The organism is Priestia sp. FSL W8-0524, from assembly GCF_038005965.1.
Classification (GTDB): domain Bacteria; phylum Bacillota; class Bacilli; order Bacillales; family Bacillaceae_H; genus Priestia; species Priestia zanthoxyli.
The window spans coordinates 907139-932148 of the sequence record NZ_JBBOUG010000001.1; the positions used below are offsets into that span (position 1 = coordinate 907139).

Below are 25010 nucleotides of genomic sequence, written 5' to 3' on the forward strand. Positions count from 1 at the left end.
TTTGTTAAGTAAGTATTCGATGAAAGTCTAAAAATTCCTACACGTTTTTCCCCATCACCCATATAATGTTTATCGATGTAGAATATCTACCATGGCCATAGACCGGCCATGGTAGATATTCTAGACCTAATCGTAGGTCACCCCCCTTGCGGCGTTGGTGGCCTACGATTAGGTGAACCTTTGGGGGAGGATTCAGGCGGTCTTAGTTATCGATTGCCATTTGTGAGTACTTTTGGATTATTAAATAGCGGGTATATTAGTAAAGCATTTTTAAAAACAAGCGTATTATAACTGCTTTTATAGCATCGGAAGTTTTGTTTGAAACTTTAAATGGTGAGGGAAAGGTTTTGAAAAAAGCGCTACGCTAGAGTTAGATTGTATGTTAAAATTAAACTTTGTGAAGTAGCTGTATTACAAGTCAGCGTTCCTTCAACTAATTAGGAGGTGAGATGAATGGGCACTGATGACCCCATTTCGATGAAGGTTACTGCAAAACAAGATAGGGGCAGCAAAGGTGTATGTGTTCCTCTCATTTCAACGAAGGAAAATACTCCTTAATGCCTCAATGACGTGAGGTGAAAAATCAATGATTAAAACATACTTATATGATGATGAAACAAAAGAAATGGTAACGAATCTTGATTTAGGAGACGTGCATGAGAAATTGCGCAATCCTGATAATTTGCTGTGGATTGATCTGTATGATGTCCACGGACAAGAGCTTGCTCAAATTGCTAAATTATTCGATTTTCACCCATTGGCGATTGAAGACTGCTTACACGACAGTCCTCGCGCTAAAATGGATGATTACGAAGACTATAAATTTTTCGTTTTTCACGCGCTTCGCTATAATGAAGAAAGTGATGACGAGATTACGACGCTTGAGTTAAATGCCTTTGTCGGATCAAATTACGTAGTGACGATTCATAAACATAAAATGGGCTGGCTTCGCAAAATGGATGCTGTGTGCTCACGCTATCCAAAGTTTATGAACCGCGGCGCCGACTTTTTATTATATGCGTTGATTGATGGCATCACGGACGAATACTTTCCGATTTTAGACCGAATTGACATGCGTATTGATGAATTAGAAGATGAAATCTACAACAAAGAAGTGCGCGGAGTGACGGAAGAGTTCTTGGCGTTAAAAAGAACGATTATCTTAATCCGTCGCGTTATTCTGCCTCAGCGCCGAATTTTCTTAACGGTTAATGGAAAGTGGAAATTCGATATACGAGAAGAAAATGTTCCTTTCTACATTGATTTGCTTGACCACTTAGAGCGTATTGTAGACTCTGCCGAAACGTTTAGAGACCTCGTAAACAGTGCGCTTGATACGTATTATTCTATTACCAATGCAACTTCATCTGAAAAGCTGAATGTCTTAACGTTAATTTCAACGATTATGCTTCCGCTAACGTTCGTAACCGGATTTTTTGGAATGAACGTACCGATTCCATATCAAAATTCCCACTGGGCTACTGCTGTTATTATCGTTATGTTAATTGTGTTAACGTGGGGAATGTGGAAATACTTTAAAAACAAACAGCTGTTATAACAAAAAGGCACTTGGCTATAAGCCAAGCGCCTTTTTTCTTTATTTTGTCACTGTTTTTGTTGTTGCCTTACTCGTATTGTTCGCTTTGTCTTTTGCGGTTACGCTTAAGACTGTTTTTTCTTTTTGCTTTTTAATTTTTACTGAGTATTGTCCTTTGCTGTTTGCAGCAGCAGAGCTAATGCTTTTTTTGTTTACTGTTACCGTTACGGTAGCATTTGCTTCTGCTTTACCTGTTACAGCCGTGCTTTTTGTTGTGACAGCATTTACGCTTGGTGCAGCAGGGGGAGTTTTATCACTTACTTTTACAGTCGTAGCTTTACTTGTGTTGTTAGCTGCGTCTGCTGCTATTATGCTGATTGCTGTACCTGCTTTTTGTTTTTTAATCGCAATGCTGTACTGACCTTTTGCATTGGCTTTTGCTTTGCCGATTTCTTTGTTGTTCACTTTGGCTACAACAGATGCATTTGCTTCAGCTGTTCCTTTAATAGCTGTATCCGCGTCGCTGACTGGATTCACTTTAGGTGCATTTGGAGCAATAACGTCAAGCACCGTTACTTTTACTTCTTCACTTTCTTGTTGTTGGCTGTTTGTAGCCGTGATGTACAAGACTGTGTTTTCTTTTTGTTTTGGAATTTTTACTTTGAACGCGCCTTTTGCATCAGCTTTTGCCGAAGCAATCACTTTTTTAGCGCTGTTTTTAACATTTACCGTAAAATTCGCTTTAGACGTTCCTGTTACGTATTCATCTTTATTCGTCACGGCTTTTACCGCTGGTTTGGCAGGTGCTTTTTGAACAACTGCACGAATGCTCGTACTTGCTTTTCCGTTTGTGACAACTACTTGTAAAACGGTATCAGCTTTTTGAGCTGGAATGTTCACAGAGAACGTATTTTTTGCATCAGCTTTAACTGTGCCAAGTGTTTTTGAGCCGTTCATTACTTTAACAGTTGAACCGCTTTGAGCTTTACCTGTAACCACTTTTTGCGTGCTGACAAATGTATTTACCTGCGCTTGCAGCTGCTGTGCACTTACTGCGCTGTACGCATTTAAACGTCCCCATCCTGACACGTAATCGTAGCCTGGAGCAGGGGGTTCTGCTGGACTTTCTTCGTCATCGTATACAGGAGCATCTTTTTCATCAAATTTAATATCTTTAGCTGTATCCGTTAGGCGTTTTTCAACGTCTTTTGGCTTTAAGCCTGGGTTTTGTGATAGCAATAATCCCGCAACGGCTGCCACGTGAGGTGTTGCCATGGATGTTCCGCTTAAGTAAGTAACGTTTCCGTCTGGAACAAGACTTGGAATATCAGAGCCTGGAGCTGTAATATCTAATCCTTTTCCATAGTTTGAGTAGTCAGATACGATATCTAAACGGTTTGATGCGCCTACTGAAATCGCATAGGCAGATGAAGCAGGGTAAGAGAGTTCTTCCATACCGTCGTTTCCGCTTGCTGCTACAACCGTTACGTTATGATCGTATGCATATTTTAATGAATATTCAAGCACGCGGCTGTAAGATCCGCCAAGGCTTAAGTTAATGACTTTTGCACCGTGGTCAACCGCGTATTTAATACCGTACGCAATTTGTTCTGTATCTCCACTTCCAGATGCGTCTAGAATTTTAACCGGTAAAATTTTTGCATGAGAATTAATGCCGGCCATTGAATAGTTATTGTTTGCAGAGGCTGCAATAATACCTGCTACATGAGTTCCATGTCCATTGTCATCAGTTGCATTTGACGAACGATCCACGTAGTTATAGCCTGTTTTTGTATCCACCACGCCTTTTAAATCAGCCAGTGATGAATCGACGCCCGTATCCGCAACGGCAATAACCGTATCTTTTAACTTTTGACCGTTTAGTAATTTTTCAAGTGATTCATATTGAATATCGGCATGCTGCGTACCGTCATTTTTACCCGTGTTATTTAATGACCATTGATACGGATATTGTGAATCCATTGAAAGAGCGTGGTACTCTTGGACCGGCTCAATAAATTCAGTTTCAGGAAGTGCCTGAATTTGTTTTGCCGTCATTTTACCTTGAGCAGACGACGTGCTGAAGCTTTTTCCATTGCTGTCATCTAATTGAATAACAAACATATTATCAAAAGAAGCAGCTGATTGTTTTAATTTATTAATAGATTCAATGCCTGCTGATTTTGACTGTGCTTTTGTTTTAAATGATTTAGCATTTGCACCATCTTTTAATTTAACAATATAGCGAGTTTCAGCTTTTGTTGAAACGCTGTTTGTGCTGACTAACTTAGCTCTTACTAATACAGACGATACGTTTAAGTCCGTTACGTCTTTTAATTTGGTCTGCGCTGCTACTTTTTCTAAGTCTTTCTTTAAAGCAGCCGGAACGGATTTATAAGCGATGCTGTATAAATCATTGATTGCTTTTTGATCAGCACTTGTAATCATATATGTGCTTGATGCGCCGTTTTTCGCCACATCTGTAAATAAACCTTTTAGCTGAACTAAATCTTTGTATACTTGTTCACGCATCGATTTATCAATAATCATTTTAGAGCTGATAAACGGAGCGGCTTTGTAGTAAAGAGAAGAAAGGTCCTTTCCGCTTGCTGTTTTTGAAAGCACAGCGTCACGAATCGTACGCAAATCTTTTAAAATACCTTTTCCGTTTTCTTTTTGGCTTGTACTTAATTCAGCAGGGCATTCTTCTTCCATCATTTGAGAAGGAGGAAGTGAAGCGCCTTCATAGCTGATTGTGTAAGGAACTTCTGTTTTTGATTCGGGCTGTGGTTCTGGAGAAGTTGAACCATCTTCCGCACCTTCTTCAATCATGTCGTCTTCGCTTCCATAATACTCAACTTTCACATAATAAGGGCCAGTCCAAGCGATTGGAAAATCTAGCTGAGCAGGCTCATCTTTGTAAGAGTATCCCATATAACGGTCAAATGCCACGTTGTTTTTGGCATCTTCAAGACTAGAGTAAATCGTGATATTTACTTCATCATCACTTTGAAGCTTAATTCTGTAGTGTGAAAACTTTGCTACCTCTTGCTTAGAAGGATTAATTTTGTACCAATGTGTTTGTTCTGGTTCTGTAAATGTTCCTTTTGCTGCTTTACCAATGCTTAATGTTTTTTCATTAGCAGGAGGATTGCCTGCCGCTTGTGTTTTCAGTAAACCTAATTGGCTAAAACACAAGGTAAACATTAAAGCAAAAGCAATAAAACGATAAATTGACCCTTTTTTCATGTTAAACCTCCAAAAAAATATAGTAAAAAACAGGAATTACATACCTATCAAACCATAAAGTTTAAAAAATTGTAAATAATTCCTGTTGCTTATTTTAGTATTTTGTCAAGTTATTAATCTCGTATAAGAAATGGTGAGATAAGTCCTAGTTGCAAAAAGTAGAAAAAATTGGAATAATAAAGATTGAGCCTATTTATAAGAGGCGAAAGTACGCTGAAAAGGGAAGAAGGGAATGAGAATTATTTTTAAAAGCAGAATCTGTTGGAGAAAATCTGATCGGTTTCTTTTTACCTGTGTTTATAAAGAGGAAATCGGGCTATATAAATAAAGATTGGAAAAATTTTCAGTCTAATTAAGTTCATTTGTAGCATATAATACGAGCTGGATTTCTTTTATAATAAACAAAAGCAAAGAAAGAGCAAATGGTGAAAAGGAGTGAAAGAAGTTGTCAAATGTGATGCAACGACAAGAAAAACGAATGAAGTTTGATGCCGAACAGCTTGCACCCCTTGATATTGATAAAGAGACAAAGAAGTTGCTAACAGAAAAAGGATTGCCCAAAGAAGCTTCACCATTTCTAGAGTTCGTTTCATCCAAAGGAAAGCTAACAACGCTATGCGAAACATTTGAGTTATCATCTCGCTACCAGCACTATTGGTTTTTAGGAACAACCGGCGCTGGAGATCCAATTTGTCTTCATCAAAAAAACGGTTCGGTTGTGCTGCTCGATACGTCCAACGATGACTGTGAGCGTTTCGTGAATACAACTTTTCCGCAGTTTTTAGCATGCTTAGATGTGTTTGAAGAGCTAGTAGAAGAAACGATTCAAGCTAACGGAGAATCTGCATACTTAGAGCGACACATTCCTGCTGAGGTGCTGCAGCGATGCAAAAAACGTATGAATGAAATTGATGAAGCTTGCTTAGCCCCTTATTCTTTTTGGTTCAAAGAACTTTCTTTTTAATAATATAGTAGAAAAATAGACATGGCCGCTTTGGTCATGTCTATTTAGTTGTGGCTGCAGGGCTATTAATATAGATAGAATAAATAAAAATGATAGTATATAATGGATATAAATTCCTTTTTTAGAGAAGGAGGAGGGTGTAAATGATTTCTTTATTTGGATTAATGGGTGCTTTCTTCGTGCTGCTTTTTGGTGCGTCGTATTTCTTCTATAGAAAGAACTCCCCCGTGCAGTACGGAATTTCACTTAGCAGCATGCTAATAAGCATATTTCTATTTCTATATAGCATATTTGGAGTTGGCGGCTTTGAAGGAATGGGTCTTGGTGCTTTAGCGGCTGCTTTGTTTTTGGCGTCGGTTCTGAGCTTGTTCGTCAGCGTTCTTTTTAATATCATAAATGGACGAGGGAAAGGTGCTGTATAAAATGGGAGAGATAACCTTTAGAGAAGCAGTGCGAGAAGATTTGGATCAAATTGTTGAAATGCTCGCGGATGATATGCTCGGAAGCAAACGAGAGCGCTACGAATTACCGCTTCCAGACTGTTATGTCCAAGCATTTCAGGCAATTGATGCGGATCCAAACAATGAACTGATTGTCGCATGTAAAGATAGTGAAGTAATAGGTGTTCAACAACTAACCTTTACGCCCCACATTGCAAGACAAGGCGGGTGGAGAGCCACGATTGAAGGAGTTCGAACCGCTTCGTCACAGCGTGGAAAAGGGGTTGGCTATCAGCTGATTACGTGGGCGATTGAACGAGCGAAAGAACGTAATTGTCAGTTGATACAATTAACAACGGACAAGGAACGATCGGAGGCTTTGCGTTTTTATCAAAAGCTTGGATTCACAGCTTCTCATGAAGGATTAAAGCTCCATTTGTAATTCGCTGTTAATGGTTGTATCCCTGTGGTAAGAATTTTTTGATTAAAATGAATTTTTTAGTTTAGTTCAATTGAAACGTGGTATACAGATAGTACAGAGCCGATAGAAATTTTTCTAAGGCTACTGTGAATGGTAAATACTTAGCTTCATGAAGGGACTGGTTTAGTTTTGGAATACTTAACAGCAACTTCAGCAAACGTATTACCTCACATGAAAAGCAGATATTCTGATCTGACAATTGGCACTCTCGTTATGAACCGATATACGTAGCGAAAGGGCCTCACAAGGGCAAATGAACATGAAATAATTAGCATGATATGAAGGGAAGAACCTGCATCAGTTTTGATGCAGGTTCTTTTTTGTGAGATGCGGCAAGAAAACTTATATAAAGCTTCGGCAGGTATTTACATGTAAAATTTATAGGTATGGTAAACTATTCGAAATTGTATCGGCACGAAAAAGAAAGGAGGAGTTCTATGGATACACGCGAGCTCTTTTATTACATTTATCAAAAGAGTGTCACAGCGGAAAAACATTATTTACCATGGGCACTTTCTATGCTGGAGCACGAACAGGATTCTTTATCTCTTTCTATTTTAGCTTCTCTCCAACCACCTTATAATCTCTTTGAAATAGAAGATTATTTTCAGCGTACTTTAAAAGAGCTTTCCTTATTGAAACCGAGTGAACAGGAATGTACAGATTACCTGATTTATACGCGGCTTCAAACGATTGTGCAGTATGAAGAGAGAGCGCTAACAGAAGCCAATCACTTATACAACATGTTCATTGAACTTGACTATCCGACCAAGTTAGTAGGTTGGCTTGAAATTAGTGATATGATAGATGACTATCAGTACGGAGACAATTATTTTAACATTACGGATGAAATCATACATACGATAATTATGAAAGAAGCTAAAAGCCAGCTAGAACATTACCGCAAAAAAATCTTCAAATGAATGCACTACGAAATTTCTTATAACTTATTTGACACTTAAGGTATAAAAGAGTATACTTATGTTAAACATAGTAATTATGTCGGATAAGTAGGTTATGGTGCTGTGAACAAGACTTCTACTGATAAAGAGGAGATCTAGTCCAAAACGTACAGTCCGACTTTGATGAGATGCTTTCAAGCATCTTTTTTTTGTGCAAAAAAACAGCCGCAGGGGCTGTTATAGGGCAGTAATTCTTCCTTTGTAAGCATCAATCAACCGCTGGTTATGTTCATCTGAACCTTCCATGTTTCCGCTTAAAAAGACAGGAGGCGTGATGCCGCGGCTGAGCAGTTTTTGTATGGCTTTAGATAGGACATCATTTAGGATAGCGCCTCCAATTACAGTAGAACCAGAAGCGAAGGAAATGTCTTGCTGATGAAGAAGAACGTCTCCTTTTGGAATATGATTATTAATAACAAGATCCACGACATCATGAAGGTATTTTCCGCTTTTATGTCGCGAAGCCCGGCTCGTGGCATAAGAAGGAGAGGTAAGCCCGATAACAAAGGCGCCTTTTTCTTTTGCAATTAAAGCTACATCAATCGGAACGGGATTTACGCCCGATGTAGAAATGACAATCATGATATCGCCTGGTACGATATCTTCTTTTTCCATAAAGGTGGAGGCATAGTCGTTTTTACGCTCCAGCTGTGAAGAGCGCGAAGCTCCTTTATGAAGCATCAGTTCTTCCACAAAAATAGGATGAATCGGCGCAAGCCCTCCAGAACGGTAAAACACTTCTTCCGTTAAAATATGAGAATGACCGCATCCAAATAAATGAATGAGGTGATGAGAAGCTAATTGCTGTGAGATTTTCTCGGCTGCGGATTCTATTGCCTGCTGTTCATGCGCCTCCACTTTGGCAAGCAGTTTTGTTAGTTCCTGTAGATATAAACTAGACATAAAAAAACTCCTTAGTTTTAAGATCGTGTCATGTTAATCGTAAACTTATAGCGGTCTGCTCGGTACGAAGACTTCACCACTTCAAGCGGCGTGCCATCTTGCAAATACGTATTTCGTTGAATCAGTAGAACGGGTGAATATGAGTTAATTCCAAGATGCTTCACTTCGGTTTCAGAAGCTAAAATGGATTCTAACGTTTGATTGGCTTCGCCAATATTTAGGCCTAGCTCTTCTTCTATATAGCGGTAAAGAGAGTCGTTAACAATGGATTCTGTTAACCCTTTGACTAAGTTAGCGGATACATATACGCTTTCGAGCGCCATTGGCACGTCGTCAGCTAAACGAATACGCTTGATTTCATAAACAGGTGCATGAAGAGAAATGTGCAGCTGCTCGGCAATTTTTTCTGAAGCCGCAATGATTTCAAAGCTCAGCAATTTACTGCTTGGCACCATTCCGCGCGCTTTCATATCTTCTGTAAAACTCGTTAATCCAACGAGCTGCTGCTCCAGTTTTTTTTCAGATACAAAGGTGCCGCGGCCTTTTTGACGATATAAATAACCGTCGTTTACTAAATTGTTAATCGCTTGGCGAACGGTCATTCTGCTGATTTCAAATCGTTCTGCAAACTCTCGTTCAGAAGGAAGCGAATCATTTGGTTTTAACTCTCCGTTTTCAATTTGTTTTTTCAACTGTTCTTCAATTTGATAATAAATCGGAAGAGGTGAGCTTTTATCAATCACTTAAGTTCTCTCCTTTATGTAAACCTCCTCATCTAAAAAAGACGAGGAGGCTATAAATTAAACCGTAGTCGATACTTTACTTAAAGCTTCTTGGTCCGCAATAATTGTAACACAGTGATGCTTCTTTAAAATAGAAGCAGGGAAGTCTTCTGTGATTTCTCCGTTAAGCAGCTGATACATCGCTTCTGCTTTGGCTTCCCCGGAGATAAGCAGTAAAATTTCTTTGCTTTTCATAATCGATTCAATTCCCATTGTAATAGCCTGAGTAGGCACTTCGTCAAGAGAATTAAAGTAGCGCGCATTGGCTTTTCGCGTTGACTCTTCTAACGTCACAATATGAGTAGGAGAGTTGAATGACGTACCAGGTTCGTTAAAGCCAATGTGTCCGTTTTGACCGATTCCAAGAATCTGAAGGTCAATGCCTCCGTGATTTTGAATCATTTCATCGTAGCGGCGGCATTCTTCTTCAGGCGTATCAGCCAGCCCGTTAGGAACGTGCGTGTTGCTTACGTCAATATCAATGTGATTAAATAACGCATCTGCCATATAGTAGTGATAGCTGTTTGGATCTTGCGGCTTCATTCCCACATATTCATCTAAGTTAAAGGAAGTAACGTGTTTGTAAGACGTGCCGTGCTCTTTATGATCTTGAATTAAACGATCATATAATCCTTTCGGCGTGCCTCCCGTTGCAAGTCCCAGATTCATATTTGGTTTTTCATGAAGTTTGCTAATCAGCATATCAGCTGCTTTTGCACTCATTTCACTGTAGTTTTTCACTTGGATGATATTCATTGTTAGTCCTCCTTTTGAAAGCTCAATGTGCCTCGGCAAAATGTCATTTCAACATCTAAGTTTTCATTTAACACCACGATATCCGCATCTTTTCCAATTTTGAGGCTTCCTTTTGTATCGAACAGATTAAGCTGTTTTGCTGGGTTTTCAGCGGTCATTTTTACGATGTCTTCCAATGAACAGTTCGTAAAGCTCATCGTGTTTTTAATCGCATCGTTCATCTTTAAGATGCTTCCTGCTAATGTTCCATCTGCAAGGGTAGCCGTTGTGTCGTTTACGTGAACAGGCTGTCCTCCTAAATCATACGTACCGTTTTTTAGCCATTTGGCACGAAGAGAATCCGTGATAAGAATCATGCGTTCACTTGTAATTTGATCGTACGCAAGCTTGACCATTTCAGGTCGGCAGTGGATGCCGTCTGTAATCAGCTCTACAAATAATTCATTTCTCAAATAAGCGGCGCCTAATACGCCGGGCTCTCTATGGTGAAGACCGCGCATGCCGTTATATAAATGCGTAATATGAGAAGCTCCTGCTTCGATGGCTTCACCAACTTGATCATATGTGCTGTCGGAGTGGCCAATAGAAGCGACGACGTTTGTTTCTTTTAAATAAGAAGTAAGAGATAAGCCGTTTGGCTGCTCTGGAGCTAACGTAACAAGTTTAATATGTCCTCCGGCTGCTTTTTGCCACTCTTGAAACAGTGCCACATTCGGATCTTGAATGTGAGTAGGGGGCTGCGCGCCCGCACGTTTTGGTGAAATAAACGGACCTTCTAAGTGAATACCAACTACTTCAGCATCCGCATCTATTTGCTCTTCGATATAAGCGCCCGCGTTGCGAAGTGCTTTTTCAACCGCTTCATTCGACTGCGTCATAGTAGTTGCTAAAAAGCTCGTTGTACCTTCTTTTGGAAGCGTGCGCGCCATTGTTTTTAATGCTTCTGCTGTACCGTCCATAGCGTCCGCATTGTTAACGCCATGAATATGCACGTCAATGGCACCAGGAATCACTTTATAGGAAGGAGAAAGCTCAATTACATGGTCTTTCGGCTGACGTACGTATTGATGGATCTCTCCGAGTTCAGTAATTTTCTTGTTCGTTAGTTTAATATACCCGTTTTTTAATGTCTGATTTTCACTATAAACGGTTACATTATAAATAATGATGGATGAATGTGTATCCATACATACACTCCTTTGCTCGTTGTATTGATTTAAGTGTAACGCTTTTTGGAATAGTTGTCTAGACCAGTTAATTCTTTTTTGTGAGTTAGAAAGTTTTGTAAGGGCTTTTAACATTGATATAGAGAGGTTTTTAAAAAGAAAATTGGTATAGACAACTATATATTTTATGTGCTAGTATGAGTCCATGCAGTAAAACCGCCTTTATTTCAGCTGATGATGTAATCATAGGACAGGGATGAATGCGGTAACTTGTCATCCGATAAATATTGTTACGAAAATCCTTGCTCGTAACATCGGGTTAAATACGTTATACAAAGGAGATAGAAACATGCTGAATTTTTTACAACGTATTGGTAAATCGCTTATGCTGCCAATCGCAGTATTACCTGCTGCGGCATTGCTTCTTCGTTTGGGTCAAAAGGACTTATTAGATATTCCATTTATGGCTCAAGCCGGAGATGCGATTTTTGCGAATTTAGCACTACTGTTTGCACTCGGTATTGCTGTAGGGCTTTCAAAAGATGGAAGCGGCGCAGCAGCACTTGCCGGAGTCGTCGGTTATTTTGTTCTAACAAAAGGAACTGTAGCTATTGATAAAGATATTAATATGGGTGTACTCGGCGGGATTGTCTCAGGTGTAACGGCTGGTTTACTATACAATCGTTTCTCAGCGATTAAGCTGCCCGAGTGGCTCGGCTTCTTTGCAGGAAAGCGGTTTGTACCGATTATTACTTCAGTCGTTATGCTTGCGCTTGCAGGAATTTTCGGGGTTATTTGGCCGCCGATTCAAGATCAAATTAACAACTTAGGAACGTGGATTACAGGAGCAGGAGCGCTTGGTGCAGGTATATACGGATTTTTAAACCGTCTGTTGATTCCAATTGGACTGCATCACGTGTTAAACAGCTTAGTATGGTTTGTATTCGGAGACTATCACGGCGTAACGGGAGATTTGAATCGCTTCTTTAAAGGAGATCCAACGGCAGGAACGTTCATGTCTGGATTCTTCCCGGTTATGATGTTTGGTTTACCGGCAGCTGCGCTTGCGATGATTGCAGCAGCTAAAAAAGAAAAACGCAAACAAGTCAGCGGTATGTTAATCGGACTTGCGGTTACTTCTTTTTTAACAGGAATTACGGAACCAATTGAATTTCTATTTATGTTCGTAGCACCGCTATTATACGTTATTCATGCCGTTTTAACGGGAATTTCGATGGCTTTAGCCGTTGCTCTTGGCATTCACGCTGGATTTGGATTTTCAGCAGGTGCCATTGACTTCTTCTTAAACTACGGAATTTCACAAAAACCGCTGCTGTTAGCGGGAATTGGCATTGTATATGCGGTCATTTACTTTGTCATTTTCTACACGCTGATCAAAGCATTAAATTTAAAAACACCGGGACGTGAAGATGATGAAGAAGTAGACACATCAAACGAAACGGTTGTAGCAACAGGCGATAAATATGTGGATATGGCATCGTATTTTATTGAAGATTTAGGCGGAAAAGAAAACTTAACCGTAATTGATAACTGTGCGACTCGTCTTCGCTTACAAGTAGCTGATGCTAGCAATATTAATGAAGCTGCCTTAAAGCGCCACGGAGCGAGAGGAATCATGAAGCTCAATAAAACAAATGTTCAAGTCATTGTCGGAACAGAAGTAGAGTTTGTTGCAGACGCAATGAATCAATTAGTTAAATACGGCACAGCGTCAACCGCTGCACCTGTTGAACAACAGGCTGTTCAAGCAGATGCACACACAGAGTTTGTGTTACCGTTTGAAGGCGTTGTAAAGCCGCTTAGTGAAGTGGAAGATCAAGTGTTTTCACAAAAGATGATGGGCGACGGCTTTGCGATTGAACCGATTGAAGGAACGCTCGTATCACCGATTAACGGTGAAGTCATGACCGTGTTCCCAACAAAACATGCGATTGGCTTAAAAACAGCAGAAGGAATTGAAATCCTGATTCACGTTGGATTAGATACTGTGAATTTAAAAGGAGAAGGATTTCAAGCGCTTGTTCAAGAAGGTGACAGCGTTCAACAAGGAACACCTCTTTTACAGGTGGATTTAGAGTATGTTAAAAAGCATGCACCGTCTATTGTGACACCAGTTGTATTTACCAACTTGCCAGCGGATAAAGAAGTGAAGCTGTTAAAAACAGGCTACCAAAAGCAAGGTACAAAAGACGTTATTACATTTTAATAAAAAGGCTGGAACAAACCTGTTCTAGTTAAAAGAAGATCCGAACGATTCATCGTTCGGATCTTTTTATGGTGATGGTGAACGTAGATTCAATCTATTTAGTTGCTTCTGGCTGTTGATTGGAGGGCAAGGCGAAGACTCCTGCGGGAAAAGCGGAACAGGTGAGACCCCGCAGGAGCATAAGCGACGAGGAGGCTTACCGGCCGCCCGCGGAAAGCGAAGCCTTGCACGGAAATCAACAGCGTTGTTGCAAGCAATCAGCTCATGTATCCTATTTGTTCGTTTTTATATGGGGTGATCTAGTTACGTTTCAATCTCTTTTTCTTTTCTTCATAATTGAGGGAATTTTGTGTTAAAATTTAGGGTGTTTGATACAGCTAGTGCGCAGCAGAGAGGGAGTAGAACAAGTGAAAAAAGAAACGGCATTATTCAGAGTAAAGGTGACAGCATGTTTATTATAGGAGCATTAGTCAATGGATTAGCAATTGTTGTCGGAACATTAATGGGCAAGCTTGCTCACCGCATTCCTGAAAAAGTAAGCGTGACGGTGATGCAAGTGATGGGGTTATCCGTTATCACGCTTGGTTTGCAAATGGGTTTTAAAAGTCATCAGTTTTTAATTGTAATTTTGAGTTTAGCCATTGGAGCGGTTATTGGTGAGTTCATTGATTTAGATGAAAAGCTAAACCTTTTAGGCAATATGATTGAACGAAAATTTCAATCTCAGCAAAACGACAAGCAAACATTTAGTATGTCACAGGGCTTTGTGACAGGAACGCTGATCTTTGTTATTGGAGCGATGGCGATCGTCGGGGCATTAGACAGCGGAATACGCGGCGATCACAGCGTATTGTTTACGAAAGCGGTGATGGATGGGTTTATCTCATTGTTATTAACGACTACGCTTGGAATAGGCGTCATTTTCTCAGCGGTGCCCGTATTTCTGTACGAAGGTATCATTGCGCTATTTGCTACGCAAATTAATGCGGTTGTGCCGCAAGATTTAATGAATAGTATCATTGCCGAAGTCACAGGAGTAGGCGGCGTGTTAATTTTAGCAATTGGAATTAATTTATTAGAAATTATTAAAATTAAAGTTGCCAATTTACTGCCTTCGATTTTAATTGCGGTTGTGATTGTAGTTGTACAGCATACATATTTTTTATGAAGAAAAAGCTTGTGAATAGTATTCGCAAGCTTTTTTGTATCTATATGAGCAAAAGTTAAGGTAATAGCAGGTATAAAGTGATACGTGGATAATGGTATAGGATGAACAGAAAAACAAAAAGGAGGATTAAAAATGCGGAGTCCTGTTTTCAACAAAATGAATACGGTATTTATCCACGTCTCCAATTTAAAGTCTTCAGTAAAATGGTATAGCGAGCTACTGAGTCAAGAATACAAGATGAGCGAGGTGAAGAACCCCGTTTATAATCTTAAAATTGATGGAGAAACAGGATTAACGCTAGACGCAGGACCTGAAGGAACAGAAAAACAAATAGTGGCTAGTCTCCATCCAATTTTTAATTTCCATACGGAAGATATTAAAGACGCCTATGAATTTGTTAAAGGAATGGACTATACGATTGATTCTCCGATTACTTCTTTTGATGATTTTTCGTTTTTTACGATAAAAGATCCGGATGGACATGTGGTCATGATTTGTACAGGATAAGTAGTTAGCTCCAGAAGTTTAAGGTATAGTATACTAATAATAAAACCCTAATGATATGAAGTAAGGAGAAATACTGCTTATGAAAGACAATCAACAGATTACAGCTCTTATTGCTGCACAAGTGGAGAAGTTAGCACGTCAATTTGGCTATGACTTTTTATCTGAAAAACAAGGGAATCAAACGCTTTGTCAAATTCTTCAGCGAGATGAAGACGGATCTATTTTGGCAACGCCGCTTAGTTTTCATTTACATATGAATGAAGACAAAGGAACGGGAGATATTATTTACTACCATGAACAAGGGGAATTTAAGCGTCAGCAAGTGAATGTATATGAAGAAAACAGCCTTGTGAACGTGTTGTTATTTATCCAAGAGCGGTTAAAGGTCAATCGATAGAAGCGAGTTTCCTAACATATGCAAGAAAAAAAGCAGGGAGCTCCCTGCTTTTTTCTATGAATTGATATAGCGTAGTCCTACGCGGTTATTAAAAATTTGGTTATGATTTTTGAAGACAAAAGCACCTGCTGCGTGATCAATCACCAGCTCATTGTCGTACACTTCTTCCATGTCATCATCAACAATAAATTCTAGGTCTTCAACCGTTACAACTTTTTCATAGGGTTGAAGGCTGCGCTTTGAGATGATCTTCATTTCATAAATCGTATTAACAATATCGCAGCTTCCCCGATCAAAAGAAAGCTGAATCATTTGATTTTGTTCCACGTTCTGCAACGCTTCTTTTGCAGAAGGAGTGACGCGTATATTCATAAATGATATCCTCCTTTTTCTATCCTCAAATTAAATTGTGTGAAATGTATTTAGGAATACTTTATTCGATTTTTATGTCACGGGCAAGAAAAAAGCTTTCTCACTATTATTATTTCCCTTTCAAAACAGAACAAAACGCTGATGTTTTTATCATGTTTTCATAAAGACGTACATAGATATCACCTGTATGTGATGAAAGGAAAGAGGAAAAAACTGCGCTTTGTAATTCTTAGGTGTAAATACTTAATTATAGGAATATATTGTAAAAATACAAGAAGATAAGTCATTTACGTATTTTAATAGTTATTGAGATAGTTTTGAATAATTGGTTTTATTTTCAATATATTGGGTACTTAAGTAGAGTACTTTGCACACGATATTGCACCGAAAGACATCGGTTTATCGGACTAATTATTGTCTTATTTTGTCGAAGTAGTAGAATTTATGGAAACCATTCCTTATCATGTACAAAGTGACTAACAAAATACATAGGAGGTTCTGGTGTAGATGAGTGAGAAAGATCAAAACAGAACAACAGACGAAACAGCGGCTTCGCTAGAAACAGCGCCCGCTCCCAAAAAAGCGCCAGCTAAATGGATTATCATTTTGGCAGCTTTAATTGTGATTATTGGAGGAGTAATTACATTTGCTACGGTATTTAAAAAATCTCCTAAGCAGTTATATTTAATTTCTGAAGTAAATACGTATCAAAAAGCAGCAGATGAATTAGAAACGAAGTACAGTGAAACGATGGCTTATCAGGAAAAAGCGATGAAGCAGCCTTCTACCACAAATGCTACTGTCAAAGGCGGCTTTAACATGGATTCACTTTCGTATGATCCAAGCTTTAAAATGATTCAAGATCTTATCAGTAAAGCTGAAATTAAAATTAAAGCGGAACAAGATCCGAAAAAAAGTGAAGCATACGGTTCACTGGCTCTTAATATCGGCGGTTCAAAAGCGCTTGACCTAGAAGGTTTTCAAACGAAAGAAAGAATAGGCTTTAAAGCCCCGATTCTAGCAAATGAATATTTCTATTTAAACTTAGATGAATATGGACAGGTAGCGCGTAAGTTCGATCCTTCGTATTCAGGTCCTGAAACGCTTGATATTAACACGAGTAACGTAAGTTTAGAAGACTTAAAGTTAACGGAAAAAGAAAAAACCTACATTGCAAAAGAGTACGGAACGTTCATTTATGATCAGCTAGACAGCGATTATTTTACAAAAGAAAAAAATGTGGATTATAAAACAAATGGCAAAACGCTTCAGTTAACAAGCGTGACGCTTAACATGTCTGACAAAGAAACAAAACAATTTATGGATAAGCTTATTGCAAAGGTAGCAAAAGATGACAAGCTTCATACTATCTATGCAAATCACGTGTCTAAGCTGTTTAAATCTTCGGCAGCAACGAATCCAGAATTAAAAGATATGGCAGATCCAAAAGAATTGAAAAAATCAGTAAAAGAAAGTCTTCAAGACTTCCAAAAAGAAGCAAAAGATACGACTTACCCTGGCGGTGTTAAATCAACCGTGTACGTTCAAGATGATGTTGTTGTAGCTCGCGATATGAACATGGGCGTAAAAAATGCTTCTAACGATAAAGGAAAACTTAACGTCGTAACTAAAAATATTCCGTATGAAGATAACAAAACGGCTAAGCAGTTCAAAGCAGTCCTAACCGATAGCACTACCGATGATGCATTTACGTTTGATATGAAAAATGACGTAACAACGGAAAGTGAAAAGAGAAAAGAAAACATGTCTATTCATTTGTTAACAAAAGATTCAAAAGATGAAGACACGAATATGACGTTTAAAATGAATTCAGTAATCAACGGTAAAACCGATGCAAAACAGACGGCTGACCGTACTTTCTCTTTAGACTTAGGTGATCAAGAAGATCTAGTAGTAAACGGAGAAGTAAAGCAGAATCAAGCAATAAGTGCTTCAAAAGGAAAAGCAGATTATTCGTTTGATATTCGTACAAAAATAGGACCAAAAGCAGATCCTGCAAACGTTACGTTAAAAATTGACTCTGCTTCTCAATTAAAAAAATCAGCCTCTATTCCAGAGCTTGACGCATCTAATGCGACAAACGTAAAAGATGTAACGCCTGAAGATATGCTGTCGATTCAAGAAAATTTTGCTAAAAATGTTCAAGGTCTCATGATGAATATGGGAACCGCTGGTTACTAAAAGGTGCAAAGCAGATGAAGATATATTTCTCTTTGACTCTTTTTACATGTAAAGCTCTATTGAAAAATATAAAATCTCTCATACTGCTAATAATGATCCCTGCTCTGTTTTTACTTGGAGCAGGGATCATTATTAGTCAGACCATGCAAGGTGAGGAGAAAGTCAATCGGTTTCCCGTGGCCATTGTGGATAAAGATGATACTGCACAGACGAAGTACGTCATCGAACAGCTGACTGAAGGTAAGCTTCGCAAGATCATGAAGCCGCTTTACACGAATGAAGAGAAAGCTAAACAGCTGCTGCGAGAAAATAAAGTGGCAGCCATTGTAACACTGCCAAAAGGTTTTAGTCACGATATTGCTCATGGGAAAAATCAGCCTTTACACGTCATTGGAAACAGCAATAAGCCGCTTCAGTCACAGCTGTTTCGCTACGTGATGGAAAGTGCAGCCGACTACACGTCAGCTGCTCAAAGCGGTATTAATACGGTTGATGCTTTTTTAGAAAAAGAAAATGTTTCCGATGAAAAGAGACGCGCAGAATTTAAGAAGAGCTTAGTAACGTTTGGGCTTCATGTATTAGATAGAGGAAGTTTATTTGATGAACAAGTAGAAACGAGTTTCTTTCAACAGGATATGAAGCAATATTATGTGCTGTCTTTTGCTGCTTTGCTGCTTATGATTTGGAGCTACGGCGGATGGCTGCTTGCTAGTGAAACGCAGACTTCTCCCGTGCTGGATCGAATGAAAACAAGAGGTGTATCGTTTCTTCGCATTTATTTAGCGCAGCTGACGGCTCTGTTTGTTCTTTTGCTACCGGTATCTGTCGTATTGTTTGGAAGCCTCATTAAAGGACTGAAACTGCCTGTAACCGGTACGTACGGAGAGCTTTTTCTAGGGATAAGCGGAAGTTTGTTTGCTTTTTTATGTTTGTTTTTACTTCTTCGGGTTCTTTTTTTATCACAAAAAGCTTATCAACTAACCGGCATGCTGTTTATTTTGCTGAGTGCGATTTTAAGCGGACATGTTGTGCCGGTCGTCTATTTACCAGACTGGGCGAGTGGTTTTCAGAAATGGTCACTCAACACCCGTGTCTTGGAGCTGTTATTTTATGAATTTGATGGATATAACACAAACGAAGCTTTTCTTTACCTTAAGTCTATTCTCATTACGGCAGCAGGAAGTTTTGTTTTTGCTGTTGGCTACGTGATGACTTTGCAAAGGCGGTGGAGAAAATGATCAGTGAAAAAATAAAGCAGCTGCTGAAGCGTCCTATGCTTATTGTCATGATCTTCTTTTTACCTTTAATAGGAACGGTCATCAGCAGCTCATTTTTAGCAAAAGTACAAAGTGATTCAAAAATACCCGTTGCTCTTGTCGATCAAGACCACAGCAACATGTCTAAACAAGTGATGGATCGACTGCGGAAAACAACAGAAATTCAGTTTCTTTCTATGAATGAAGAACAAGCGAGAAAGCAGCTGGCAAAAAATAAAATTGACAGCATTTTTGTGTTTCCTAACGGATTTCAGCAAGGAGTAGAAGCGGGGAATTATCAAGGAGTCATTGATTTGCTTAGGCTGCCTTCTTCTGTTGCGACAGAAGCGGTTCGAGAAGTCGTGGCCAGTGAAGTGACACGGTTAACGACAAATGTTAAAGCCGCAAATGAAGTGCGTTTTTTATATAAAGTTTATAACATTCATGCAGGACCGGATTTATGGAAAGAAGCGTATCACTATACCGATAACCAGTGGAAACCGAAGCCGCTGATGACAATTGATTACGAGGCGCAAGGAACGAAGAAGCATAAGAAGCAAGGGAGCGTTCAAATGACCGGATACGTGCCGCTATGGGGATTTTTTACGCTTTTACTTTGCTGCATTACATCAGATTGGATGATTAGAGAGCGGAGGCACCTTTTCAAACGAATGAAAACGATGCAAAAAGGACTTTACGGTTATATTCGAAGCGTCAGCGCCGCTTATGCTGTGCTATACGTGCTTCAAGCTTTCATCAGTTTTGCTCTATTTAAATGGCTGTATGGAGCAGAGTCTTACGGTGTGCTGCTGTATATGTGTATCTATGTGATCACATGCGTTGCTTTTAGCACGTGGCTTGCAAGTGAAAGTCAGCGAGTTGGCTCTTATTATATGATCAGCGTCGTCACAGTCACAGGACTCAGCATAATAGGAGGGAGCTTTTTCCCGGTAGGAGAGCTTTCTGCAACGATTGAAAGAATAAGTCAGTGGCTTCCGCAGCATCTGCTTCTGTATCAGCATGCACTGCCGCTTACGTTCATTTGGAAAGAGATAGCTGTTTCCATTGGATGCATATGTTTGTGCACGTTTAAAATAGTGTGGAATGTGAGGAGCATTAAATGATTGAAATTAACAATGTTAGCAAAACATACGGAAAAAAACAATCGTTAGCAAATGTTACGCTGACCGTAGAAAGTGGAGAAGTCATTGGTCTTTTAGGACCAAACGGCGCTGGTAAGTCAACGCTTCTGTCTATTTTGTCTACCATTACGGCTCCTTCAAGCGGGAATGTCACGATTGGAGGCTTATCGCTTAAGAAAAATCAAAAAGCGATACGAGAAGTCATTGGCTACGTTCCACAAGACATAGCGCTGTGGGAAGAGCTTAGCGTAAAAGAAAACATGAAAATGTGGAGCAAAATGACTTCACGCTCTCTGTCGAATGAACAGCTTCAGTCTCTTTGCTCAGCTGTGCAGCTCGAAGGAAGATGGAAGGAAAAAGTGAAAAATTTATCAGGAGGCATGAAGCGAAAGCTGAATATAGCCGTTTCACTTATTCATGAACCGTCCGTTTTGTTAATGGACGAGCCGACAGTCGGAATTGATTTGCAGTCCAAGCTTGAGATCATTCGTTATATTAAACAGCTGGCGGCAAAAGGAAAGACGATTATCTATATCACCCATGATTTGAATGAAATTTTAGGCGTGTGTGATCGGTTTGCCGTCTTAAAGAAAGGAAAGCTGGAGTTTGTCGGCACGATGGACCAAGCGAAGGAAAAGACTGGGGAAGACGCAGAAGAGAACGTTGTGTATAAGCTGCTGCATGATTAAGTGTAAGCAATCATAAAAAAAGAGCCGCTTCGTGAAGAAGTGGCTCTTTCTATTATGCTTGTGTAACTTCTTGTTCTGGTGAATGGCTTTCAGGCTGCACGCGTTCTTCCTCAGGAAGGGCACGTACTTCCACTTCTTTCATTTGGTGACCGTCCATTTCTTTTGCAATAAACTCGTATCCAAAAAGTTTGAACGATTCGCCTTCTTGAATATCGATATTTTGCATCAGCATCCAGCCGCCGATTGTATCGATATCATCGTTTTCAATTTCGATATGAAGCACTTCGTTGACTTCTTCAAGCAGTACTTTTGAGTTAAAGACAAAGTGCTGATCGTTGATTTTTTGAACAAGCGGCTTTTCATCTGTATCAAACTCATCTCGAATTTCTCCAACGATTTCTTCTAAAATATCTTCAACGGTAACGATACCAGCCGTACCGCCGTACTCGTCAATCAACACGGCCATATGCGTACGTTTCTTCTGCATCGAGCGCAGTAGGTCTTGAATCGCTACGGTTTCAATTACTTGAATAATAGGATTCATATAAAGCTTCACGCTTTGCTTTTTTAACGCATCGTTAATTACGACATCGTTTAGAATCTCTTTGACGTTGACTAAGCCGATAATGTTATCTTTGTCTCCGTCAACGGTAACAGGGTAACGGGTGTAGCGGTCTTCTACAGCAAGCTTTAAGAAATCTTCAATGCTGTCGTCTTCAGAAACAGCTGAAATTTCTGTTCTTGGTACCATGATTTCGCGAGCAACACGGTTATCGAATTCAAAAATGTTGTTCACGTACTTATATTCAGACTGGTTAATTTCCCCGCCTTTAAAACTTTCTGATAAAATAATGCGCAGCTCTTCTTCACTGTGCGCAAGTTCATGCTCTGAAGCTGGCTTTAATCCAAACATGCCAGTTAACAAACGGGCAGAACCATTTAGTAACCAAATGAAAGGGAACATGATTTTATAGAATAAAATTAACGGACGAGCAAACAATAACGTAACTGTTTCAGCTTTTTGAATCGCAAATGTTTTTGGCGCTAATTCACCAACGACTACGTGAACAAACGTTACAAGCGCAAATGCGATAATGAATGAAAGAATATGTGTTAAAGATGCAGCAACACCAAGTTCTTCAAACAGAGGTTCCAAAATCTTCGCAACAGTCGGTTCTCCTAACCAACCGAGTCCTAAAGCAGTAATCGTAATACCAAGCTGACACGCAGATAAATACTCATCTAAGTGTGTCGTTACGGTTTTAACCGCATTCGCTCCTTTTTTGCCTTCAGCAACAAGTTGATCTACCCGTGAACTACGAAGCTTCACAATTGCAAACTCTGAAGCAACGAAAAAAGCAGTGAGTACAATTAAAATCGCAAAAATAATTAAGTTAATGGTTATCAATGAATATACTTACTTTATAGTGCTATAAAGTAAGTAAACACCTCCTGTAAATAATAAATTTACGACAGCAGCAGCAGTAAAGAGTGCAAAAGAGTGACGCTTTCTGGTGAAAGCCGATTCATCATTACTTTTCGATCTTCTTCATTCAGCTTTTCCATAAGCGGTGCAACTTCTTTTAAACTGTCGTTTAGTACGTAAAATTTGGATGCTAATTCGTCTTTGGAGTGGCTATTCTCGGATTGCTCTACAGAAAAGAGAGAAGAAATCTCTTCAAGAGAACGGCCTTCGCTTTTTAATTTTTCAATTAAGTAAAGACGTTTCAGCGCTTCTTCGTTATAAAAGCGATAGTTAGAAGCAGAGCGTTCTGCTTTTAACAACCCAATGTTAGTATAATAGTCAACCGTGCGCTTCGTTACATGTGCCATCTCTGCAAGTTCGCCAATTTTGTATGTCGCAACCCCATCAGAATACCACCTCCTTTAACTATGTCAACCATCACGTGATGGTTTTTATCTACGCAACTATTTATCTTTTATCCTATCGTAATTAAGTATACGCGCGTAAGATCAAAAAGTTTCATTTTTTTATTAGCATTCAGTATATCTCAAAATAAGGTAGTTTGACAAAGATTTTATAAAAAAACTCGCTTATATTAAGCGAGTTTTTTAGTAGGATGACGTACGATAATGTGCATGCGTTCATACACATATTGAATACGTTCAGTATATTCTATGAACTCAGAGCTCATTGGAGATAGCTGATCAGCAATACGGTGCATAATAGCAGCTTCTTCTTTTAACGAATCTAAATTTTGAGTTCTGTCAATTCTAGATTTAAATGTTAACGAAATCATGTTATTCACCTCGTTGTTATATTACTTGTTATGAGACACTATGTCCGTGACTTTTATCACTCTAGTCAAAGGTGATAACGTAATTATTTGATGTTTGCCGGCATTTTGTGTAGGATGATTAGAAAAGGGTTTTTATGGGAGAATGAAATGAATTTAAAACGAATGCACCACGTAGCCATTATAGGAAGTAATTATGAACGTTCAAAAGCTTTTTATGTAAATGTGTTAGGATGCAAGATTATAGAAGAAACATATAGAAAAGAAAGAGATTCATATAAGCTAGATTTAGAAGTAGCTCCTGGCTATCAAATTGAGTTGTTCTCGTTTCCAAATCCGACACAGCGTCCTTCAAGACCTGAAGCGTGCGGCTTACGCCATTTAGCTTTTGCGGTTGAAAGCGTAGAGGATTCCAAGCGTGAACTAGAGCAGCAAGGGATTGATGTGGAACCTATTAGGGTAGATGAACTAACGGGAAAAAAATTCACATTTTTTGCTGATCCGGACGGGTTGCCGCTAGAGCTTTATGAAGAGAAAGAGGGGGAATAAGGAGTATGTGCAATTATTTATTCGTATACGGAACGCTTCTTGAAGGAGAAGGTAATCACGGGTTGCTGCATCATGCGCGCTCAATTGCCAAGCAGGCAAAAACGAAAGGGAAATTATATGATACTAAGCAAGGCTATCCGATGCTTGATATCGACAGTGAACACATTGTATACGGAGAAGTATATGAAGTGACCGATCAGCTTATGTGGAAGGCGCTTGATGAATTAGAAGGGTACATTCATGAAGGTCATAAAGACAATGAATATGATAAAGTTGTGCAAACGGTTGAAACGGACCAAGGTGAATTTGAAGCCGTTGTATATGTAGCAAGAGACCGTTCTCTGCTGCAAGAATTTATTCCAGGCGGAAACTGGCGCGTATGGAAAGAAGATTTATTAGAAGGCATGCTGTATTTTGCTTACGGTTCATGTATGGATAACGATCGTTTTATTAAGCACGGCGTTGATCAGCATTTCCAAGACTGTCTTGGCAGAGCTGTTTTTAAAGGCTATACGCTTCGATATAACCACGTTATTCATGACGGAGGACGTGCAGACATGGTTGAAGAAGGCGGAGTTGTTGAAGGCAAACTGTACCGCGTACCGCCTGAAGCGATTACGTACCTTTACGGCAGAGAAGGGGTAGATAATAACGGCTATCGTCCTGCTATTATTTCTGTCGAGCATGAAGGTAAGATGGTGGATCATGTTCTTACTTTTTTTGTGTTAAATAAAGAAAAAGAAGTTGCACCTCCGGATCACTATTCGACTGAAATTATTCGAGGAGCAACAGGTGTACTCAGCGAAGAATACGTTCAGAAGCTAATAGAGCAAGTACATGCGCTAAAAAATAGCGATGTTGTAAATAATTAATATAAAAAGACGCAGAGACAAAAGTAGTTTAGCTGAAGAAAGCTCCGAACGAGTAATCGTTCGGAGCTTTTCATTGTTATGGTGAACGCAGTCCAGATCATTGACCCCATTTGTTCGTCTCAAGGTTGGAT

Annotated in this window: 25 protein-coding genes; 16 read left to right on the top strand and 9 right to left on the bottom strand. The window is 39.4% G+C overall.

From position 1 onward, the window contains the following. Positions 1-586 precede the first annotated feature (586 nt). On the top strand, positions 587-1558 hold the full coding sequence (gene corA / locus NST66_RS04470; protein WP_013055874.1) for a magnesium/cobalt transporter CorA: 972 nt from the start codon (positions 587-589) through the stop codon (positions 1556-1558). A gap of 39 nt (positions 1559-1597) precedes the next feature. Here the strand turns inward: corA and NST66_RS04475 are convergent, their stop codons facing one another. After that, complete coding sequence (locus NST66_RS04475; RefSeq protein WP_340843151.1) at positions 1598-4786, bottom strand: S8 family peptidase; 3189 nt, start codon at positions 4784-4786, stop codon at positions 1598-1600. Between the two features lie 454 nt (positions 4787-5240). Here NST66_RS04475 and NST66_RS04480 point away from each other — a divergent pair, with 454 nt between their 5' ends. From NST66_RS04480 to NST66_RS04495, 4 genes are all read left to right on the top strand, one after another. Continuing rightward, complete coding sequence (locus NST66_RS04480) at positions 5241-5750, top strand: SUKH-4 family immunity protein (protein ID WP_223546654.1); 510 nt, start codon at positions 5241-5243, stop codon at positions 5748-5750. Between the two features lie 143 nt (positions 5751-5893). Then, positions 5894-6172 (top strand): YesK family protein, encoded by a 279-nt coding sequence (locus NST66_RS04485; protein ID WP_335563645.1) that lies wholly within the window; start codon positions 5894-5896, stop codon positions 6170-6172. Position 6173: 1 nt separating this feature from the next. Next, positions 6174-6632, top strand: a complete 459-nt coding sequence (locus NST66_RS04490; protein WP_182420780.1) for a GNAT family N-acetyltransferase — start codon at positions 6174-6176, stop codon at positions 6630-6632. Between the two features lie 476 nt (positions 6633-7108). Beyond that, positions 7109-7594: a hypothetical protein gene (locus tag NST66_RS04495; RefSeq protein WP_340843152.1), complete on the top strand. Its 486-nt coding sequence runs from the start codon at positions 7109-7111 to the stop codon at positions 7592-7594. Between the two features lie 216 nt (positions 7595-7810). Here NST66_RS04495 and NST66_RS04500 read toward each other — a convergent pair whose 3' ends face one another. The 4 genes from NST66_RS04500 to nagA are packed head-to-tail and all read right to left on the bottom strand — an operon-like array spanning position 7811 to position 11261. Next, positions 7811-8536, bottom strand: coding sequence for an SIS domain-containing protein (locus tag NST66_RS04500; protein ID WP_099330728.1), 726 nt, complete (start codon positions 8534-8536; stop codon positions 7811-7813). A 17-nt stretch (positions 8537-8553) separates the two neighbouring features. After that, the gene (locus NST66_RS04505; protein WP_034270436.1) at positions 8554-9279 is read right to left on the bottom strand and encodes a GntR family transcriptional regulator; all 726 of its coding nucleotides are present in this window, start codon (positions 9277-9279) and stop codon (positions 8554-8556) included. 57 nt (positions 9280-9336) lie between these two features. After that, positions 9337-10074 (bottom strand): glucosamine-6-phosphate deaminase, encoded by a 738-nt coding sequence (gene nagB / locus NST66_RS04510; protein WP_340843153.1) that lies wholly within the window; start codon positions 10072-10074, stop codon positions 9337-9339. A gap of 2 nt (positions 10075-10076) precedes the next feature. Continuing rightward, positions 10077-11261, bottom strand: a complete 1185-nt coding sequence (gene nagA, locus NST66_RS04515; protein WP_340843154.1) for an N-acetylglucosamine-6-phosphate deacetylase — start codon at positions 11259-11261, stop codon at positions 10077-10079. A 328-nt stretch (positions 11262-11589) separates the two neighbouring features. On the opposite strand from nagA, the gene nagE reads away from it, so the two are divergent. The 5 genes from nagE (at position 11590) to NST66_RS04540 (ending at position 15539) form a co-directional block, all read left to right on the top strand. Then, the gene (nagE, locus tag NST66_RS04520) at positions 11590-13467 is read left to right on the top strand and encodes an N-acetylglucosamine-specific PTS transporter subunit IIBC (protein WP_155008304.1); all 1878 of its coding nucleotides are present in this window, start codon (positions 11590-11592) and stop codon (positions 13465-13467) included. Positions 13468-13582: 115 nt separating this feature from the next. Continuing rightward, a complete protein-coding gene (locus NST66_RS04525; RefSeq protein ID WP_080754389.1) occupies positions 13583-13765 on the top strand; it encodes a hypothetical protein in 183 nt (60 codons plus the stop codon). Positions 13766-13915: 150 nt separating this feature from the next. Next, positions 13916-14635, top strand: a complete 720-nt coding sequence (locus NST66_RS04530; RefSeq protein ID WP_033579488.1) for a DUF554 domain-containing protein — start codon at positions 13916-13918, stop codon at positions 14633-14635. 132 nt (positions 14636-14767) lie between these two features. After that, a complete protein-coding gene (locus NST66_RS04535) occupies positions 14768-15142 on the top strand; it encodes a VOC family protein (RefSeq protein ID WP_155008303.1) in 375 nt (124 codons plus the stop codon). A gap of 79 nt (positions 15143-15221) precedes the next feature. Beyond that, a complete protein-coding gene (locus tag NST66_RS04540) occupies positions 15222-15539 on the top strand; it encodes a hypothetical protein (protein ID WP_013082157.1) in 318 nt (105 codons plus the stop codon). Positions 15540-15593: 54 nt separating this feature from the next. Here the strand turns inward: NST66_RS04540 and NST66_RS04545 are convergent, their stop codons facing one another. Beyond that, positions 15594-15911, bottom strand: coding sequence for an iron-sulfur cluster biosynthesis family protein (locus NST66_RS04545; RefSeq protein ID WP_013055888.1), 318 nt, complete (start codon positions 15909-15911; stop codon positions 15594-15596). A gap of 507 nt (positions 15912-16418) precedes the next feature. Here NST66_RS04545 and NST66_RS04550 point away from each other — a divergent pair. The 4 genes from NST66_RS04550 to NST66_RS04565 are packed head-to-tail and all read left to right on the top strand — an operon-like array spanning position 16419 to position 21200. Then, positions 16419-18113 (top strand): DUF6583 family protein, encoded by a 1695-nt coding sequence (locus NST66_RS04550; RefSeq protein ID WP_033578334.1) that lies wholly within the window; start codon positions 16419-16421, stop codon positions 18111-18113. Between the two features lie 14 nt (positions 18114-18127). Further along, complete coding sequence (locus NST66_RS04555; RefSeq protein ID WP_340843155.1) at positions 18128-19351, top strand: ABC transporter permease; 1224 nt, start codon at positions 18128-18130, stop codon at positions 19349-19351. Then, positions 19348-20493 carry an ABC transporter permease gene (locus NST66_RS04560; protein ID WP_340843156.1) on the top strand — a complete coding sequence of 382 codons (1146 nt, stop codon included), beginning with the start codon at positions 19348-19350 and terminating at the stop codon, positions 20491-20493. The genes NST66_RS04555 and NST66_RS04560 overlap by 4 nt, the downstream gene beginning before the upstream one ends. After that, on the top strand, positions 20490-21200 hold the full coding sequence (locus NST66_RS04565) for an ABC transporter ATP-binding protein (RefSeq protein ID WP_340843157.1): 711 nt from the start codon (positions 20490-20492) through the stop codon (positions 21198-21200). The genes NST66_RS04560 and NST66_RS04565 overlap by 4 nt, the downstream gene beginning before the upstream one ends. 52 nt (positions 21201-21252) lie before the next feature. Here the strand turns inward: NST66_RS04565 and NST66_RS04570 are convergent, their stop codons facing one another. The 3 genes from NST66_RS04570 to NST66_RS04580 form a co-directional block, all read right to left on the bottom strand. After that, entirely contained in the window at positions 21253-22608 is a 1356-nt protein-coding gene (locus tag NST66_RS04570) for a hemolysin family protein (RefSeq protein WP_028414214.1), read from the bottom strand. A 59-nt stretch (positions 22609-22667) separates the two neighbouring features. Then, complete coding sequence (locus tag NST66_RS04575; protein WP_033578339.1) at positions 22668-23033, bottom strand: MerR family transcriptional regulator; 366 nt, start codon at positions 23031-23033, stop codon at positions 22668-22670. Positions 23034-23260: 227 nt separating this feature from the next. Beyond that, complete coding sequence (locus tag NST66_RS04580) at positions 23261-23461, bottom strand: hypothetical protein (RefSeq protein ID WP_028414212.1); 201 nt, start codon at positions 23459-23461, stop codon at positions 23261-23263. A gap of 147 nt (positions 23462-23608) precedes the next feature. Between NST66_RS04580 and gloA2 the strand changes: the two genes are divergently transcribed. After that, positions 23609-24007 (top strand): SMU1112c/YaeR family gloxylase I-like metalloprotein, encoded by a 399-nt coding sequence (gloA2, locus tag NST66_RS04585; RefSeq protein ID WP_340843159.1) that lies wholly within the window; start codon positions 23609-23611, stop codon positions 24005-24007. Positions 24008-24012: 5 nt separating this feature from the next. After that, a complete protein-coding gene (locus tag NST66_RS04590; protein WP_140450289.1) occupies positions 24013-24879 on the top strand; it encodes a gamma-glutamylcyclotransferase in 867 nt (288 codons plus the stop codon). Positions 24880-25010: the final 131 nt, after the last annotated feature.